The organism is Sivoneniella epilithica UHCC 1019, from assembly GCF_040830845.1.
Classification (GTDB): domain Bacteria; phylum Cyanobacteriota; class Cyanobacteriia; order Leptolyngbyales; family Leptolyngbyaceae; genus ULC077BIN1.
Map to the genome: position 1 here is coordinate 63,849 of NZ_JBFPDP010000011.1, position 18,944 is coordinate 82,792.

General features: G+C 48.7%; 14 protein-coding genes. 8 read left to right on the plus strand and 6 right to left on the minus strand.

The window, feature by feature from the left end:
* Window positions 1–59 precede the first annotated feature (59 nt).
* The 5 genes from AB3R30_RS09305 to AB3R30_RS09325 all read left to right on the plus strand — a co-directional run bounded on the left by AB3R30_RS09305 (window position 60) and on the right by AB3R30_RS09325 (window position 7,092).
* Window positions 60–2,717 (plus strand): DNA methyltransferase, encoded by a 2,658-nt coding sequence (locus AB3R30_RS09305; protein WP_458648897.1) that lies wholly within the window; start codon window positions 60–62, stop codon window positions 2,715–2,717.
* On the plus strand, window positions 2,718–3,668 hold the full coding sequence (locus AB3R30_RS09310; RefSeq protein ID WP_458648898.1) for an isopenicillin N synthase family dioxygenase: 951 nt from the start codon (window positions 2,718–2,720) through the stop codon (window positions 3,666–3,668).
* 277 nt (window positions 3,669–3,945) lie between these two features.
* Window positions 3,946–4,260 (plus strand): hypothetical protein, encoded by a 315-nt coding sequence (locus AB3R30_RS09315; protein ID WP_458648899.1) that lies wholly within the window; start codon window positions 3,946–3,948, stop codon window positions 4,258–4,260.
* A 19-nt stretch (window positions 4,261–4,279) separates the two neighbouring features.
* The gene (locus AB3R30_RS09320) at window positions 4,280–5,812 is read left to right on the plus strand and encodes an alpha/beta hydrolase (protein ID WP_458648900.1); all 1,533 of its coding nucleotides are present in this window, start codon (window positions 4,280–4,282) and stop codon (window positions 5,810–5,812) included.
* 20 nt (window positions 5,813–5,832) lie between these two features.
* Window positions 5,833–7,092, plus strand: a complete 1,260-nt coding sequence (locus AB3R30_RS09325) for a PrsW family intramembrane metalloprotease (protein ID WP_458648901.1) — start codon at window positions 5,833–5,835, stop codon at window positions 7,090–7,092.
* A gap of 152 nt (window positions 7,093–7,244) precedes the next feature.
* Here the strand turns inward: AB3R30_RS09325 and AB3R30_RS09330 are convergent, their stop codons facing one another.
* Window positions 7,245–7,712, minus strand: a complete 468-nt coding sequence (locus AB3R30_RS09330) for a hypothetical protein (RefSeq protein ID WP_458648902.1) — start codon at window positions 7,710–7,712, stop codon at window positions 7,245–7,247.
* Between the two features lie 122 nt (window positions 7,713–7,834).
* Between AB3R30_RS09330 and AB3R30_RS09335 the strand changes: the two genes are divergently transcribed.
* Window positions 7,835–9,760: a mechanosensitive ion channel family protein gene (locus AB3R30_RS09335; protein WP_458648903.1), complete on the plus strand. Its 1,926-nt coding sequence runs from the start codon at window positions 7,835–7,837 to the stop codon at window positions 9,758–9,760.
* Between the two features lie 155 nt (window positions 9,761–9,915).
* On the opposite strand, the gene AB3R30_RS09340 is transcribed toward AB3R30_RS09335, so the two are convergent.
* Window positions 9,916–10,056: a hypothetical protein gene (locus tag AB3R30_RS09340; protein ID WP_458648904.1), complete on the minus strand. Its 141-nt coding sequence runs from the start codon at window positions 10,054–10,056 to the stop codon at window positions 9,916–9,918.
* A 196-nt stretch (window positions 10,057–10,252) separates the two neighbouring features.
* Here AB3R30_RS09340 and AB3R30_RS09345 point away from each other — a divergent pair, with 196 nt between their 5' ends.
* Both AB3R30_RS09345 and AB3R30_RS09350 read left to right on the plus strand, forming a co-directional pair.
* Window positions 10,253–11,602 (plus strand): efflux RND transporter periplasmic adaptor subunit, encoded by a 1,350-nt coding sequence (locus AB3R30_RS09345; RefSeq protein WP_458648905.1) that lies wholly within the window; start codon window positions 10,253–10,255, stop codon window positions 11,600–11,602.
* Between the two features lie 75 nt (window positions 11,603–11,677).
* Window positions 11,678–14,983, plus strand: a complete 3,306-nt coding sequence (locus AB3R30_RS09350; RefSeq protein ID WP_458648906.1) for an efflux RND transporter permease subunit — start codon at window positions 11,678–11,680, stop codon at window positions 14,981–14,983.
* Here the strand turns inward: AB3R30_RS09350 and AB3R30_RS09355 are convergent.
* The 4 genes from AB3R30_RS09355 to AB3R30_RS09370 form a co-directional block, all read right to left on the minus strand.
* Window positions 14,980–15,591, minus strand: coding sequence for a DUF4126 domain-containing protein (locus AB3R30_RS09355; protein WP_458648907.1), 612 nt, complete (start codon window positions 15,589–15,591; stop codon window positions 14,980–14,982). The genes AB3R30_RS09350 and AB3R30_RS09355 overlap by 4 nt on opposite strands.
* A 187-nt stretch (window positions 15,592–15,778) precedes the next feature.
* Window positions 15,779–16,327: a peptide-methionine (R)-S-oxide reductase MsrB gene (msrB, locus tag AB3R30_RS09360; RefSeq protein ID WP_458648908.1), complete on the minus strand. Its 549-nt coding sequence runs from the start codon at window positions 16,325–16,327 to the stop codon at window positions 15,779–15,781.
* Between the two features lie 37 nt (window positions 16,328–16,364).
* Window positions 16,365–17,465 (minus strand): WD40 repeat domain-containing protein, encoded by a 1,101-nt coding sequence (locus AB3R30_RS09365; protein ID WP_458648909.1) that lies wholly within the window; start codon window positions 17,463–17,465, stop codon window positions 16,365–16,367.
* A gap of 159 nt (window positions 17,466–17,624) precedes the next feature.
* Window positions 17,625–18,938 (minus strand): hybrid sensor histidine kinase/response regulator, encoded by a 1,314-nt coding sequence (locus tag AB3R30_RS09370; RefSeq protein ID WP_458648910.1) that lies wholly within the window; start codon window positions 18,936–18,938, stop codon window positions 17,625–17,627.
* Window positions 18,939–18,944 lie beyond the last annotated feature (6 nt).

Here is an 18,944-nt window from a genome sequence, read left to right on the forward strand (position 1 = left end):
CTGGATTTTACGAAAAGCTGATACTCTATCTTCCTAGGTTGTCATAGAGAAATGCGATTGTGCGAAGTTTATCTGAGTTCAACAATTCAATCAAGCTTAAGCATCAGCCTTATTACACCACTTCCTTGGGCGCAGCATATCTTGGTAACAGCCTAGAACTGATGGCAGACTTACCCGATGCAAGCCTTGACCTAATTTGCACCTCCCCACCGTTCGCCCTAGTGAGAAAAAAAGAATATGGCAACGTGGATGCCCATGAATACATTGAGTGGTTCAAGGTTTTTGCTCGTGAATTTTATCGCATCCTTAAACCCACAGGCTCTTTGGTCATCGATATTGGAGGCACTTGGTTGAAAGGATTTCCGGTGCGATCGCTGTATCACTTCGAGTTGGTGATTGATCTCTGTAAACCTACGTCGGAAGGAGGTTTGGGATTTTTTCTTGCTCAAGAACTTTTTTGGTATAACCCAGCAAAGCTTCCTACCCCCGCTGAATGGGTCACGGTTCGGCGAGAGCGCGTCAAAGATGCTGTCAATACGGTGTGGTGGCTATCCAAAGATCCTCATCCTAAAGCAAATAATCGACAGGTGCTACGCCCTTACAGCGAGGCGATGAAAAATTTATTAAAAAATGGGTACGATGCCAAACTGCGCCCGTCCGGTCATGATATATCAACAAAATTTCAGAACGATCGGGGTGGAGCGATTCCGCCGAATATCATTGCCGACTCTGAATTTGGATCACCTTTTTCGATTGGTAAACCAATTTTGGGAGAATTTAATTGGATTTTAGAACATGATTTAGCACAGCCCGTCAATGTTATTTCAGCTTCTAACACTGCCTCCAATGACTACTATCAACGTCGCTGTAAAGAAGCAGGAATTAAAGCCCATCCCGCTCGATTTCCCCAAGCTCTACCTGAGTTTGTCATTGGATTGTGTACCGAACCAGGAGACATCGTTCTCGATCCATTTGCGGGTTCAAATACAACAGGACGAGTTGCAGAAACCCTCGATCGCCAATGGCTTGCATTTGAACTAGATGAAAGCTATATCCAAGCCTCGCAGTTTCGATTTGAAGAAAATGCACCGCTGGTTGTCACACCGTTAATCGATAGAAAAGCACTCAAAACAAAAGCATTGAAGTTGGCTCCTATTTCAATTCAGAGTCCCTCTGACATCGATAATAAATTGGACAATTTGTATCAGTTAGACCTATTTCAATCAGAGCTTGCTGACATGACAGAGAAAAAACTCAGATTTACCTATGGGCACCAGTTTGAACCTAAAACAATGAAGTTGCCTGAATTAGTGCAACTCTGTATGGATCATCAGCCTGATCGCCGCGCTTTGCAGGATGCAATTTCTACCCGCTATTACTCAAATCATTCGTCACAAAACGACTTGCAGCAAGGAGAAAACTGTAGCAAGCTAGCGATGAATACATTTCTATCTCTTCGGGCTTACAAACTGGTTGAGTCGGTTGGTGATGATGATTGGCAGTATGAAGTAACTGATCTGGGCAATGAGATTTTTGAGCAACGATCTGATCTTGATGAAGTGGCGAACATTTTTGCTCGTCATATCTTGACTAACTTAACAGGAATGTCTCTGCTGAAAGCAGTTGAGGCAATCAACAGTAGAGGCGATAAACCCAAGTTGGATTTAATTGGTTACGAACTTCAAGAAATGGGCTATTCCCTATCCCCAAATGCTATTTATGTCAGCACGATGAGGCAATGGCTGCAAGAGGCTGGGGTATTTGAGAAAGCCTATGAAATTAACTGGGATAGAGTCTATGACATTCTGGAGCTTGATAAAGACTACATTGATGAAATTTATACGCTGACTTCTGATCAAAAATATTTTCTATTAGCAATGCTCCACATGAGTATCACAGAATTCACTAAGTGGAATGATATTGCTAATTATGCCGTAAGTGTTTATAAGGTTCGTTTCCCTTCAAAGTCATTTGTCAAGGACATTATTCAGCCTTTGACGGATTTAGGACTGATTGAAACTGAGAAAACGACGGGTGGTCGTGGAGCGAAGCCAAATCTTGTCAGGCTGACTGAAAAAGCACAGCGCGAATTACTGTCTAAACTGTTGGCAGCGATCGCAGAGATGACGGAGATTTCACAAACTGAGTTGAACCGTAGCTTTGAAGATGTAGTTGGTGACTTGGAGCATCCTGATAAGCATGTTAAAGGTAAAGCACTAGAGCTTTTAGCAATTTGGATGATTCGTCTAACTAGCTTACGGTTTACTAAATGGCGAAAACGAGATTATGAAACCGGGCAAGGTGAAGTTGATGTGCTAGCAGCCTCCGATCGCTTTGTTTATCATCGTTGGCAAATTCAGTGTAAAAACACGCAACGAGTTGATGTTGAGGTACTAGCAAAAGAAGTTGGTATGACATTTGTTACGGGATCTGATGTCGTCATGGTTGTAACAACTGGAGAGTTTACTAGAGATGCTTTTCAATATGCTTATCGGATGATGGAGGTTTCTCGTTATTACATGGTGCTGATTCAAAAAGAAGATATTGAGGCAATTAAGCAAGATCGAACCAACATTATCAAAATTCTAGATCGACGGGCACGGCGTGTTTTTGCTAAGAAAGAGTTAGGTTTGACTGATGACGAAGTAGATGAAGTTGAAGTTGAAGTTGAAGAAGATTCACTTACAGAGTTTGATGGAGCGTTGGAAGAAGAATAAATGTCCTTGATTCAAACTATCCCAGTTTTAGACCTGCAACTGTTTCAGGCTGAAGACAGCGATCGTCAAAAGTTTGTCACTCAATTGGGTCATGCCTTAGAAACCACTGGCTTCTTTTCAGTGATCAATCACGGCGTTGATCTAGCGCTAATCCAGACTGCTTATCAGGTGGCGCAGCAGTTTTTTGAGTTGCCCACCGCGACAAAACGCCAGTATGAACTGCCAGCCCTGAATGGACAGCGGGGCTTTACCTCTTTTGGCAAAGAACACGCCAAAGATCATACGGCACCCGATCTGAAAGAATTTTGGCATATTGGGCGAGAGTTGCCGCCATCTCATCCTCTTGCAGCCGATTACGCAGCCAATTTACAGGTATTAGAAGTTCCTCAGTTTCACCCGGTAATTGCCCAGCTTTATGCTCAACTAGAAGCCTGTGCGATCGCACTGCTACAAGCCTGCGCTCTTTACCTGGGAGAGTCAGAAACCTTGCTGGCGGAGATGGTGCAGGATGGCGATACGATTCTGCGGATCATTCACTATCCACCGATTCCGCCGAATATTGATCCTGCTAGCTTAAGAGCGGCTCCACACGAAGACATTAACTTGATTACGCTGCTGTGTGAGGCGACGGATGATGGGCTGGAATTGTTGCAGCGAGATGGCTCTTGGTTACCGATTCGATCGCTGCCGGGGCAAATCATTGTAGACAGCGGCGATATGCTGCAACACCTCACCAATGGCTTGCTAAAAAGCACGACTCATCGCGTGGCGAATCCACAGTGCGATCGCGATCGGCGGTTTTCCATGCCTTTCTTTGTTCATCCACGCCAAGAGGTCGATTTAACTCCATTAGCAAGCTGTGTTGCCAAAACTGGAACCTCCCAATTTCCCTCAATCACTGCTGGTGCTTATTTAATGCAGCGCTTGCGAGAAATTGGATTAGTTCCATAAACTTTATTCAGTAATCAGCCACCCGCAGCAAACGTCGCCATGATTGCCGCCGATAGAACCAATCCGGGAGACAACATTAGAATCAACATCAATAAGTCGTGAGTATTCATGGGCGCAAATTTTACTCTGAGACGAAACTACTTGTTACCTTAATGCTAGTCAGTTAAGGCGACATTTTTTGCTGAAAGCCTTGAAAAAAGCTAAAGATTGGCACCAGAATACCAGAAACCTTTAAACCCTAAAGCGACATGCAAGAAACCACATCCGCATTAAAAGAATGGCAGGTTGCAGTGCAAGCCCTAGTGTCTGGAGACAAGTCTATGCCCGGTCTAGTGGGGTCAAACCGGATATTGTGGCGGAACTGAGGGCGATCGCAGATCCGGCAGCGGTTCAGTATATCCCCGTTTTGCTCCTGGCGGACACGGATGATTATGCGAAAGCGCAGCAAGGGTTAGCAGACGTTTTCGATGATCCACAGGTAACAGATTTAAGAGTCTACGCGATCGGCGATGGCGCAGCCATGTCTGGCTTACTTCTGGCTGGTTGTCGCACGACAGGCGAAACCACCCTTTTGATTTCCCTGTTGGATTAACGATTCAGGACAATCCCTCATGAACCTACGGCTGACTCATTTATGCCCATTCACCCTCCTCACGGCTGTGGTTGTCGCCAGCAACAGTGCAGTCAATGGCACGACCCCTAATCGTGCCAGCTTTGGTGCGGCATGGCAAACCGTTGATTGCAAAACCTTTGATGTGCCTGCCGCCGTTACCGCCCAGTCAGATTGTGGCTACGTCACCGTCCCCGAACAGCACGGACAAACCCAAGGACGCACCATCCAACTCGGCGTGGTGCGAACCCGCAGTACCGGAAAAACGCCTGCTGCCGATCCCCTGTTTGTGGAACAGGGTGGTCCCGGCGGCACAACCATTGGCGTGTTTGCCAATGTTGCCTTACCGGAGTTTCCCGAACTGAAAGCCTTGTTAGAGCGCCGCGATTTGATCTTCATGGAGGAGCGGGGGACGCGGTACGCCAAGCCCTTTTTGTTCTGTCCAGAGTTCAATGCTCACACAATTGCCGTGGCACAAGGGCAGCAAAACTACACTGATCCAGGCTGGATTAAGGCGTGTCACGATCGCTTCAAAACCCAGGGTGTTAACCTCAACGCTTTCAATACCCGCGAAAATGCCGCTGATGTTTACTTTGTGGCAGAGACGTTAGGCTACCGCCAATTCAACTTCTATGGCGTTTCCTATGGCACGTTGTTAGGGCAATATGTCATCGCTCAGGCAGACAAGCATAAAGCTAAACTGCGGAGTGTGATCATGGATGGCGTGGTCAGACCAGATGTTGATTTTAATCTTGCTTCGAGCCACACGATTAGCTACGCCTTGCGGAATCTGTTTCACGCCTGTGCTCAAGATCAAAAATGCAGCCAAGCCTATCCGGGTCTAGAACAGAAATTTCTGACGATCGTCGATCAACTCAACCAGAAACCCATTCCCATCACCCTGACCATTCCCTCCAGCAAAAAAGCGATCGCCGCCAAACTCGATGGCAGTACTTTTGTCGATGGCATTATGCCCTATCTATACACCACGCCCCACGGTGGAGATTTACCCAAGCAAATCTTTGCAGCCAGCCAGGGTAACTTTGATTGGATCACCAAACGACTCTCAAACTCGCTGAAATCTGACAGCGCCAAAGAGATGTATCATACCGTCCTCTGTGTTCGGGCTAAATCGATTCAAGTCACGCCCTCCCAGGTGCTGCCGCCGCCCTATCCGCAACTGCTGCCAATTGGCGTCCGCGAAAGCGAAGCCGTGACGAAAGCCTGTGACATTCTCCAGGTCGAGCAGAAACTACCCTTTGTCTACGAAAATCCTGAAATTCCCACCTTGGTGTTTAATGGCGCTTACGATCCGATGACTCCCCAGCCCTATGGGGAAGCCGTTGCCAAGAACTTGAAAACCACCTATGTCTACACCTTTCCCGGCGTAGGGCACGGGGCGTTAATTTTGCCGCCGGATCTGCCAGCCGCTGCCTGTTCGACGCAAATCGCCGCCGACTTTCTTGCCAACCCGAAGCAAACGCCCGACAGCCGCTGTCTGACCCAGATTAAGCCTGCTTTTGTGGTTGAGTAATTGTTTATCTTGAGGTGTCTATGTCGCTAAATGCTCCAGCCCGTGTACTCTACGGTTCTCCCTTGAGCCGTCCTAAGTTTGGCAGTTTTGTGATCATCCTGCTAGGGGTACTGGTCTTTCTCAGCACGTCCAGCATTGTCAACAATATCATTGCGCCCACATCGGCAAAGGGCGGCATCCGGATCTTTCTGATGGCGTTGGCTTGGTCTGGTTTTCTTTACATTATTCCGATCGCCATTCTCTGGTTTCTCGATCGCCGCGAACCGGAATCCAAATGGCTCTACGCGATCGCCCTGTTGTGGGGGGCATTGATTGCCACGGGGGTAGCTCAACCAATCAACGTGCTGATCATCAATGCCGTGAAAGACTATTTCACCCTGCACCCTGATGTGCAGGCATTGTTTGGCAAAGACGGAACCATGATCGTTGCGGCACCGTTGGCAGGTCCGATTGTGGAGGAAATCACCAAAGGAGCCGGAGTCCTCCTGCTGTTTTTGCTGCTGCGATCGGAGTTTGACAGTGTGCGGGATGGATTTATCTATGGGGCACTGGTGGGCATTGGCTTCAACTTTCTGGAAACAGCCGCCTATATTCTGCAAGGCTTTGTGAGTAACGGGAATGCGCCCTGGTTGCCCCAGCTTGGCAGTCGCCATTCGGTGTTTGGACTGGGAACCCATGCCCTTTTTACAGGCTTATTTGGCATGGGGTTGGGCTTAGCACGGCAAACGGTGCGTCCCTGGCTCCGCTATGCGGCGGCTCAGATCGGTTGGCTGCTGGGATTTTCAGCCCACTTCGTGAATAACTCCGTCGGGCTATTGCTAATCTTGATCATCAAAATCACTGGAACCAACCTCAACGATACGTCGAATGTGGGCGGACTCAATCTGGACGATATGCCCTTTTTGACGAGTTTTGCCTTCAACACCGTGCGAAATTTGATTACCCTGTTTCCCTTTTTCCTCATCGCCATCGTGATGCTGTGGCAAAGCGGCGAGTGGGAACGGCAGGTGATTCGAGCGGAACTGGCGGATGAGACGGAACCTGTGATCACGTCGGAAGAGTATGAGGGGGTAAAGCGCGATCGCATCTTCCGCACCCGGCGCATTCCTGAATATGATCGCCGCACCGCTGCCGCGATCGTCAAGGCGCAGAATGAACTGGCACTGCGGAAATGGCGCGTACAGCATCAGGGGCAGGACGTGGCAACCGATCCGCTGGTGGCATCCTGGCGCGATGAGTTAACCCGATTGCGAGGCATGAAAGCGGCGATCGCGACATGAGCTGAAACGATGCTCAGGCAAGGGAGCCTACATCGTGCCGTTGCTTATCTTCCATGCTGGCTTTGTGCTGTGGTTGTAAATCATGCCAGTACCGGAGCGGGCGATCGCTGGTTTCCCCAATTCCACTCGTTTTTGAGATCCGTGAAGAGTAACTAGTAGAGGTAAATCAAACCTTTCTGGTCTATGTTAATGGTTTGAGCGGAATTAACAGCCGTTGGAGAGGTTTTCACGCCAACGATAATTTCGTTCCCTGCTGTTTTGACATCTAGAGACACGCCAATCGGTTGGTCTGGATCAGGAGTTTTAGCCAGGGAAACCTGTAAATCCAGGGGTAGGGACAGATAACTGGTATGCAGGCGACCCAAGGTGACACTTTTTCCCGGTGCAACGGGGCGATCTCCTACAGCAGGCACACTTGAAGCAACTACAGGCACCGTTGTCTGACTCACCACCCGAATTTGGATGGGTTTTTTAGGATTAATCCGGGCGATCGCAGCCCGCCGATCATTTTGCTGGGATTCCACGGGCACAGGCTGGTTATCCTGGGCTATTACGAGGTGGGTAGAGGCAATCGCCCCCATTGTCATTAATCCCGCTAAAGCAACTGTGCCTAATTTCATTTGATTTTCTCCTCTGCGATCGCGTATCCGTACCGTGGTTTATCATCAAGCTGTCTACAGTTATAGACTCAATTGCAGCCCTCGTTTGTTCCAAATCAAAACTTTTAAGCCCAGCAGAACGGTTGATCATCTCAACAGAAACGAGTCACCTCCTCACCCTCGCAACTGTTCAGACAATTGACGGTATTCTTCTCAAGGGCGATCGCGGCTTCCCGATTCTGTTGCTCAATCACGACTCCACCGATATGTTTCCATTCAATCGATTTCGCCATCTAACAATGCGGTTTGTGCTGATTATCTGCATGACGATCGCGCTGGTGCTGGGCTGGGGAGCGATCGCCCACAGCCAACTACCCTCCGTGGCAACCGATGCCTCCAATAATTCCCTCAATCCTCCCGATGGAGTTAACCGCTCTGGTGAATATGAAACGGCTTGGATTCGATCGCCCCTAGATAGTAAACGATTGTTTGAGGTGACCTCTCCGACGATTTTGAATCGAGACAAAGTTCTAGAAGGTAGGCTCCCGGTTGAAGTCCGGGCACAACAAGTAAATGAGCGATTGTGGAGGGTACTCAATCGCAGCTACTTCGCCAAAGAAGCGCCAACAGTGACGATCGCCACCCTGAATAATCGCCCCATTATTCAGATTAGCGACGATCAATCCACCCGTCCGATCCGCTTAGTGACCGTGACAGAGCCGGATGCTGACTGGAATGGCACATCCCTGGACGAATTAGCTCAGGAATGGCAAAAAATCATTCAAGATGAAATCACTCGGTTCAAACAGGTGGCTACACCGAAGGTCGTTATCCAGCGAGTGAGCCAGGCGTTACAAATCTTGCTGGGGTTACTGATAGCCAGTGCTGCAATCTGGTTTCTACGCCGCATTTTGACTCACAAACAACAAACCCTGGAAGCGCGTTACCAACAACAATTAGCGACGAACACTGCCACAGAAACAACACAAAAATCAAAAACAACGACTCAATCAGAAACTATCGCAGGAGAAGAACCGGAAGCGTACAGGATTGCGGATTTGCGATCGCAATTTTTGGCAACGTTGCACCATCAATTTAGCCTGAAGCACCAATTAGACGTGAACAAGTTTCTCAAATGGGCGCTGTTCTGGCTTTTTATCTTGATGTGGTACATCGGCATAGCGCGAATTATGTCCATCGTTCCCGTATTAATGCGATGGAGTCTTTATGTCTGGGCAACACCCCTCGAATTTATTGCCATCTGGTTTGGCATTAGTTTAGCGATTCGCATCAGCAAAAGTTTGATTGATCGCGTGATGCATTCCTGGAAAGTCAATCCACTGCTGCCGTTTGGAGAAGCGCAGCGAGTCGTCCTCAGAAGCTCTACCATTGCGGCAGCCTTAAAAGGATTAGTCACCTTTGTTTCAATCATCGTTGGAATGATCTGGACACTGGGTTTATTTAATGTTCCTACTAGTTCAATTTTGGCAGGAGGTGCTGTTTTGGGTTTGGCGATTTCCTTTGGCTCCCAAAGTCTGATTAAAGATCTAGTCAACGGGTGCTTGATTTTAATTGAAGATCAGTTTGCCGTCGGAGATGTGATTCAGATTGGCGATAAAGGCGGACTGGTGGAAAATCTCAATTTGCGCGTGACTCAACTACGAAATGGCGAAGGTCAACTGATCACGATTCCCAATAGCACTATTAGCGATGTCAGCAACCTAACCCGCCTCTGGTCACGCATAGACTTTTCGATTGTGGTTGCCTATGACAATGACCCGAAGCAGGTGCTTGATGTTTTAAGGCAGGTTTCGCATCAGATGTATGGCGAACCCGAATGGCGCGATCGCCTGCCAGAACTCCCGGATGTGCTGGGGATTGATGATCTATCCCATACTGGAATGCTGGTGCGCGTTTGGATTAAAACAGCACCGATGGAACAGTGGAGCGTTGGGCGAGAGTTCCGTCTAAGAGTGCGGCAGGCCTTTGAAGCAAACAATATCGAGATTGGTAGACCCCAATGGATAACTTACAACACGGATTTGGTAAAGTCTCCTCTGCAAAATTAAGGGTTGGAAAAGGATTTACCAGCTTTCTGCATGAAAAACTTCTTTTTTCAGAAAGAGTGAAATTTGTTTATCACATTAGAAGAAAGCTGTATGGTGATTAGCTGGAGTCGCCCCGATCTCAGGATGCTGACGAGATCAGCCACAAACCGAGGAAACTAGCGGTGATAAACAAAGTGCTGCTGAGCCAAAAAAGCCGCCCAGTGCGATTGCAGCTTGATGCAAAAGGGTTGCCCCCTCAAGGCTTGAATGGATAACAAATCAATGGTTTGGACTGCTGCTGTGTCACTATGAGGCATGATCTGTCATTTGGATGACCTAAAAACACTTAACATAGCGATACAATTCAGCCAGTGTCTCAGCCTTTGAGTATTTTAGACAGAATGCACTGAACCCTCCTGCGAAAATGAGAGTCTAAAAGGTGAGATAAGTCTATACACTGAATTTAAAACTACTTGCAGCAAGCTCCTACGTTAGGTTAGAAGGATTTCGGTTATGCCAAAGTTTGTGGAGCCGATCGCTATAAAAGGCATTGTGCGTTGGGGAATGTTAGCAGGAACTTTAACCGCGATCGTCGGGTGCGGTGGGTTGCCAAAATCTGAAGCTCAAACTGGGCAACAACAGGCGAATGCTGGACCCGCATCGGTGGATGTGGCGATAGCCCGCGCCCTCCCCCTGCAACAACCCGTCGAGTACACAGGCACCACGCAACCCTATCGCCAAGTTTCGCTGCGATCGCAGGTGGAAGGAACGGTGCTGGATTTGGCGGTCGATGTGGGCGATCGCGTCACCCAAGGGCAAACCGTGGGGCAATTAAATGATGCAGTGCTGGCAGCGGCGGTGGTTGAAGCCGAAGCCGAGGTGGCGGCACGACAGGCGGATGTGGCTGAGGCAAATGCCGAGGTTAGCACGGCTCAAACTCAAGTGGAAGACCAACGCTTGCGATTGCAACAAACGCGATCAGATCTGGCAAGACTTGAACTGCTGTTTCGAGAAGGGGCGATCGCCGCCCAAGCGGTGGAAACTGCACGAACGGCGGCGGGTACGGCTCAACAAGCGCTGCGATCAGCAGAAGCACAAGTGCGAACCCGACGGCAAGCGGTCACGGCAATTCAGCGCCGGGTGATTGCTCAACGGGCGATCGTTGCCCAAGAAAAAGAACGACAGTCTCAGACTCAGCTAACATCGCCCGTCACCGGATCAGTCCTAGAGCGTGTCACCGAACCCGGTAATTTGGCGCAACCGGGCAGCGAAATTCTCAAGTTAGGCGATTTTAGTCGGGTGAAAGTGGTGGTTCAGGTGTCTGAGCGGGAACTGGGCAGCCTTCGAGTTGGGCAACCCGTCCAAGTGCGCCTAGATGCCTTCCCCCAAAAAGCGATCGCCGGACGCATTGCCCGAATCTCTCCTGCGGCTGATCCCACTTCCCGCCTAATCCCGATTGAAGTGATTATTCCCAATTCAGATGAAAGCATCGGCAGCGGCTTGTTAGCACGGGTGAACTTTGCCCAACAGCAACTTACTCGTGTTGTCGTACCAGAAACTGCCCTGCAAACCGATAAAGATCGGCGATCGCGCTCCCCATCTTCCGGGGACGCTCAAGCCGCTGATCGACCTTCCCCAACTCAGGGCAACATCTTCACCATTGCTCAGGGTGAGAAGCCGACTGTCTCCGCCCGTCCAGTAACTTTGGGTAAACGCCTAGATGGCAAGGTGGAAGTTGTGTCTGGCTTAGGAGTCGGCGATCGCTTCGTGTCTCGCAGCAGCAAAGCCCTGAAAAATGGCGACCCCGTAAAACTCAGCAGTATCTCCGAAGGACAGCAGAAACAAGTAAAAAGTAAAAAGTAAAAAGTAAAAACTTAGAATTCAAAACTCAAAACTCAAAACTTTTTGCCCTTCGCCCTTCATTATTCCTAACTCCCCATGAATACTCCACCGACTGGTTTTAGCATTAGCCGCATTGCCATTCTGCGCCACATTGGTACATTGATGCTGACCGTGGCAGTCATTGTCATGGGCGTTTTCTTTATTACAACGCTCCAAGTCGATTTGTTGCCCTCCATTACCTATCCCCGGATTGGGGTACGGTTAAATTCCCCCGGCACTTCACCAGAAGTGGCAGTGGATGAAATTACCAGACCCTTGGAAGAAGCGCTTTCTGCGACTGAGGGCGTGGTGCAAGTGTATTCTCAAACTCGCGAAGGACAGGTGAGTTTGGATTTATATTTTCAGCCGGGTGGCAACATTGATCAGGCATTAAATGACGCAACGGCAGCGTTTAACCGGGCACGCGGTCGGTTGCCAGAAACGATTGAGGAGCCGCGCCTGTTTAAAGTTGATCCCTCTCAGCTTCCGGTCTATGAACTGGCGTTAACCTCTCCATCAATGCCACCAGTGGATCTGCGGGTGTTTGCCGATGAAGAGCTATCCCGTGAGTTGGGGGTGATTCCGGGGGTGGCAGTAGTGGATGTGGCAGGGGGTGTTGAAGAAGAAGTGCGGGTAACAATCGATCTCGATCGCCTGCAAGCGGTGGGCGTGGGGTTAAACGATGTGTTGACCGAATTGGGCGATCGCAACCAAGATATTTCCGGTGGACGGATTTTGGGCAGTGGTTCAGAGCCACTGACGCGAGCGATCGGTCGGTTTAAAAGTGCCGCAGAATTGCGCGATATTTCCTTTGAAGTCGGCGGACAGTCTGGAAATACTGCTCAAGGCGCTGCCCAATCGGGAGCATCGACCACGACCGCTCCTGCCCAGCGGGTTTATCTGCGAGATTTTGCCACCGTAATTGACGGCACTAATGAGCAGCGGATTTTCGTGGCATTGAATGGGCAACCCGCCGTCAAAATGAGTGTACAAAAACAACCTGATGCCAACACGATCGCCGTGGTTGAAGCCGTCAAACAGCGGATTAAAGAATTGCAGCAGGCAGGCACCATTCCCGCAGACATGACGCTATTGCCCACTCTAGATGAATCGATATTCATTCAAAATGCCATTTCTAATGTGGTGAGTTCTGGGCTGATTGGTACAGGATTGGCGGCGATCGCCGTGCTTCTTTTTCTTGGCTCTCTGCGCCAAGCCCTGATCATCGTCCTCTCAATTCCCCTGGCAACCCTCGCCGCCATTATTTTGATGGGAATGTTCAAACTGTCGCTCAATGTCTTTAGTTTGGGAGGTTTGGCATTGGGCGTAGGAATTGTCGTAGACAACTCGATCGTCATGCTAGAAAGCATCGCCGAAGGAGTCGGCATGACTCCCGGTAAAGATGCTACCAGCCAACTCAGCCGCTCCCAGTTAATGACTCAATCTCTGTACAGTAGCCAAGAGGTAGAGTCAGCTTTAGTTGCCTCTACAGCCACTAACTTAGTTGCAGTCTTGCCCTTCTTGCTGATTGGCGGTTTTATCGCCCTGTTATTCAATGAACTAATTCTCACCATTACCTTTTCGGTGGCTGCCTCAATTCTGATTGCGGTTACCGTTGTACCCATGCTAGCCTCGCGCTTGTTAGGTATTAAGGCATCCAGTGGACTCAGCAAGTTATGGCTACTGCGTCAGTTCAATCGCCGTTTTACCGATGCCACCTACGGATACGGCACGCTGCTAGAGTGGACGTTGGCAAAACGTTGGTTAGTCGTTGGCTGCACCGTGGCACTTTTAGGCAGCGGCAGTTGGTTTCTCGCAGGGCAAATTCCCCAAGAAATCTTGCCTCGAATTAATACCGGACAAGCAAACCTGAATGCCCAATTTCCACCTGGCACACCGCTAGAAACGAGCCGGAAAGTAATGGCATCCGTGGATGAGATTTTGGCAGCCCAGCCAGAAACCGAGTATGTGTTTTCTACGATTGGCGGCAGCTTGTTTGGCAGTAATACCAGCGAAAACTCGTTGCGAAGTTCTAGCTCGATTACTCTAAAACCAGGCACTGCGGTCGATGCCTATGTTGCCAAAGTGACGAAAGAGTTCCGCAAGCTCAATTTGGTGGATATTCGGTTGCGGGTCAATCCGGGGCAGGTACGCGGCTTAATTTTGAATAACTCGCCGGTGCGGGGAGCCGATGTGGATGTCATCCTCCAGAGTGAAAATGAAGAGGCGTTGACCCAAGCAGGGCGGCAAGTGCTGCAAGCTTTAGAACAGGATGCAACCTTGATCACTGTGCGCCCGGATGCGGACGATCGCCAACCCGAAATTCAAATTCGCCCCGATCTCGAACGTCTTGCCGACTTAAATCTCAACATTCAAGATATTGGTAGAACCTTAGAAACCGCAATTCAAGGCAGTGTACCGACCCAAATTCAACGGGGAAATCGCTTAGTGGATGTGCGCGTTGAGCTAGACAATGCCCTGATTCAGCAGCCTTCTCAGCTAAACCAACTGCCCATTTTTACAGAGAACAACCGCCAGATTCGCTTGGGTGATGTGGCAACGATTGAAACCGGACGCGCACCGGGGGAAATCCGCCGAATCAATCAGCGACAAGTCTTTTTGATTTCTGGCAGTTTGAATCAGGGTGCCAGTTTGAGTGCGGCGATCCAACAGGTGCAAACGATTTTGAGCCAGCAAGAACTGCCTGACGGGGTAAGTGTGTTGCCCAGTGCCGCAGCCCAAAGCAATCAACAGCTTCAGGCAACATTGCCCATTTTGGGAGGCTTGGCGGCGTTTTTGGTATTTGTCGTTATGGCGGTGCAATATAACTCTCTGGTTGACCCGCTGGTGATTATGTTCACGATTCCTTTAGCGCTGGCAGGGGGCATTTTTGGATTATTTATTACCAAAACCGCGATCGGGGCAACGGTGATTGTGGGAGCGGTTCTGCTGGTGGGGATTGTGGTGAATAACGCCATCATCATGGTGGAGTTGGCAAACCAAATTCGCGATCGCGAAGGCTGTACTCGGCGCGCTGCCATCCTCAAAGCTGCACCTCAACGTCTGCGCCCGGTTTTGATGACTACCATCACCACTGTTTTGGGGATGTTTCCCTTGGCATTGGGATTGGGTCAAGGTGGTGAATTTCTTCAGCCGCTCGGCATTGTGGTCTTTTCTGGCTTATCCCTGGCAACCCTACTGACCCTCTTTATCATCCCTTGCTTTTATGTGATTCTGCACGACTTTTTCAATCAAGACCTTCTGAAAGGACGCGGCAAAAAGTCGCGATCGCAGGTGCCATTGCCTGATCCTGACTTCGAGCCAGCACTCCCTCAAAAAACCGTAGCTACCAAAATAGATTAGGAAACTGGAGTAGTTGAGTCTGGTAAACGCGATCGCAGGTTGAGTAAAAACTGACCAACCTTGTAAACAGAAAAACCCAGAATTCCAATTACTAAAATGCCTGCTACTAAAGGTAACGTTAGGGCAAGCAGCGTTAGGGCGATCGCCACAACCAGTTCGATCGTCGCCAAAAGAGGATTGGTGAGTCCGCCTGTCATCGCTGTAGAAGTGCCGCGCAGCAGATTCATTAACCCCTTGGTTAGCGCTGCCGTGCCGCCTCCCGCAATGATTGCCAAAGTCCACTGCAAAACGGGGTTCAGATCGGAGGAAGTATGCCCCACGATAAATGTGCCCAACAGAATGGCAAGCGGAGTCGCAATAAAATCTAGTGCGTGATCGAACCAGGGAACATAATATCCGCCAATTTCCAATATGCAGGCGATCGCCAATACAATTACTGCCGGGGAGGTTTCCATCCAGTCGAATTGGGTAGGCAGATTAATATGCCCCACTACAGCAGCAAGACTCAATATTAAGAACGGCACGAATACGCGAAATCCCACGGCTGCACTAAGGCTAATTCCTAGCAGCAGTTCAATGAAAGTATCAAAGCTGATGACGTGATCCAAGCGACCCTCCTATTCAAACCATCTTTCCTTCAATATAGCGATTGGATAGATTACGCAATATGCGACTTTCTTGAAACTGCCCTCTCCCGCAGGAGATGGAACCAGAGATCTCTTGAAAGCCCTTCTCCCGAGGAAGAAGGGTTTGGGGTGAGGGTTCTTAGTTGCACATCGCGTTAGATTGGATTTTTTAAACTGCGGTTGGCTTAAATTTTAAGGCAACGCCATTCATGCAATAGCGATCGCCCGTTGGGGCAGGACCATCATCAAATACATGTCCCAAATGTCCACCGCAACGCCGACAATGGACTTCCACTCGTGTCATCAAAAACGAGGTGTCGGTTTTGGTGCCAACGGCTCCGGCGATCGGGGCATAAAAACTGGGCCACCCCGTGCCGCTGTTGAATTTTGTGGTTGATTGAAACAGCGGCAAATCACAGCCCGCACAGGCAAACATACCAGGGCGATACTCTTGATCTAGGGGGCTAGTGCCAGCCCGTTCGGTGCCATGCTGTCGCAAAACATAGAATTGCTCTGGGTTTAAGACCTTGCGCCATTCCGCCTCAGTTTTAGTCACTTCAAACTGACCCTTTAGCGTTTCAGGGTTTTCGGCGGTTGTGGACTGTGATCCAAGCAAAGCACGTGAAAACAAGGCTGTGCCCAGAAAAGCGGCACCTGCTCCTAAAAAATATCGTTTTTTCATACGGCTGGTTTCTTCTGTCCTTGTTTCCTGAGTCATAGGGAGGTATACATAAAAGTTATACGGAACAACTAAGTCAAGTGGTTTTAAGGTGAAGAGTTTTGAGTTCGTCATTACCCCCCTCGCCCCTTGCTTTTTGCCTCGCTGTTGACTGCCACAGGCGAATGCCATCGCTGCCGCCGCCAATAATGGCACGCTGATCGGCTCCAAATTCTACGAACATGCCGCTATAGTCTGAGCCGCGTAGGGTGCCCAAAAAACCGGGAGGTTTGATACGCCACAGGTTAATCGTGCCGCCGTAGGTTGTGGCAAACAGAGCGCGATCGCCGCTAACTGCCACATCAGCACCGACTGAATCGATCGCCCGAATAAACCGTCCCGATTGCACATTCCATAGTTTAATGCCCCCTTGCCCTTTGACCCCGTCGCTGCCCGTAATCAAAATCTGGCGATCGACAAAGCTCAGAGCATTAAGTTCACCTGAATTAAAGGTATACCGTTGGGTTCGGGTTGCCAAATCCCATAGGGTGGTTTTCTGTGCGCCTGCTGCTAGCGATCGCCCATCGGGATTAAAAGCCAGATCATTCACCAAGCCTGCATCCAGCGTATACAGCAGTTGTCCGGTTGCCACTTCCCATACTTGAACGCCTTCGGGACTGGTTGCCCCATCTGCCCATTGCTGGAGACGGCTACCACTGGCTAGACGGCTGCCATCGGGACTAAACGCTAAACTGGTGACCCTACCCGACTGAAAGCTGGCTACTAAGGTGCCTTGGGCGACATTCCAGAGTTTAATGGTTTGATCCAAACTGCTGCTAGCAAGCAGGGTTTGATCGGGGCTAAAGGCAAGATCGGTGATCCAATCGGTATGCCCAGTTAGCATATTTTTCAACATGGCTGTCGGCAGTGACCAAAGTTGAATCGTTTTGCCATGGCTGCTAGCAACCAACTGTCCGTCTGCGCTGGAGGTTAAGGCAGTAATCGCTTGACTGGTCAAAGTTTGGGGTAAGCCGTAACACACAGGCAGAGGTGTTTGGGGCGGCAAGCAAACCGGATCAGAAGTTCGCAGGGCGATCGCGTTTTTCACTAGGCTATGGCTGACAATCACTAGCACCACTAGGAATGCCGATGCCATACTCAGCCCCAAAAATTGCGAAAATCGTCGTTGCCGCCTCATTTCTTTTCCCTACTCGCCCGATTGGACTAATCCATATCATCTAGATAATTCATACTCTGTGGGGAAGGCTAAACAGTTTGCAACCCGTACATTGAATATATAGACAGTTGCTCAAGTGCAACGAACCCGGCGGGGGGCTGCCGGGTTTTTTCTTTGGCGTTACTCTTCGCTTAACTGGCTATCTATTAGGGTTGTAGGAATTTCAATTTTAAACTCTGTTGATCCGACATTCGCACAGTAGCTCAAATTTCCTTTATGTCTTTCAACCACAATTTGATAGCTAGTAGCAAGCCCTAAACCAATTCCTTGCCCAACTGGTTTTGTAGTAAAAAATGGTTCAAATAGATGTTTCTCTACGTTATCTGAAATTCCAATCCCATTATCTTTGATGCGAATAACGGTTTGTTTTAGGGCGTTTGTTTCGGTTATTATTTGAATCATTGGATGTTCTAAAAGTGAATCGGAGTGACTAAATTTTTGCTGTAAGGCATCGATCGCATTGGTTAATAGGTTCAAAAATACTTGATTCATTTCGCTCGAATGGCAAGCAACTAAGGGTAGATTCCCATAATCTTTAATGATTTTGATCTCTGGCATCATTGATTTTTCAGCAAATCGATGATGGAGTAATAGTAAGGTGCTGTCAATGCATTCATGAATGTTCGTTGGTTTAATATCTGATTCTCCCAATCGAGAAAAGATTCGGAGTGCCAGCACAATTGAACCAATGCGATCGACTCCGGTTCGCATGGATCTCATCATATTTTGCAAATCAGAAACTAAAAAATCTAGCTCCGCTTCTTCCAGCAATGTTTGAATAACTGGGCTAGGTTCTGGATATTCGGTTTGATAAACATCAATTAATTTAAGCAATGTTTGAATAGAGTCCTGGGCAGGTTTAAGATTGCCTGCAATAAAGCTAACAGGATTATTAATTTCATGACAAACGCCAGCAACCAATTGTCCTAAACCGGATAGTTTTTCTTTGCGAAGCAGTTGAGTTTGCATCTGCTTTAAGCCCTCTAAGGCATTTTCAAGTTGAGTATTTTTGAGATGCAGTTGAGATTGCAACACTCGAATTTGTAAATGGGTTTGAATTCGGAGCAACACTTCTTCAAACTGAAAAGGTTTTGAAATAAAGTCAACCCCTCCGACCTGAAATGCTTTTACTTTGTCTACTACGTCGTTTAAGGCACTGAGAAAAATAACGGGAACTGAAGCAGTTTCTTCATTTTGTTTAAGCAGTTTACAGGTTTCATAGCCATTCAGATGAGGCATATTGATGTCTAACAGAATCAAATCAGGAGTCGCGGCTTGAGCAGCAGTCAATGCCATTTTTCCAGTTAAGGCTTTCCGAACTTGATAGCCTTGTTCTATGAGTAGGGTGGATAGAAATCGAATGTTTTCGGGGGTGTCGTCAACAATCAGAATATCAAAACTCTGAGATTCAATTAAGTTTTTGTTAGAGTTCATGGCTTA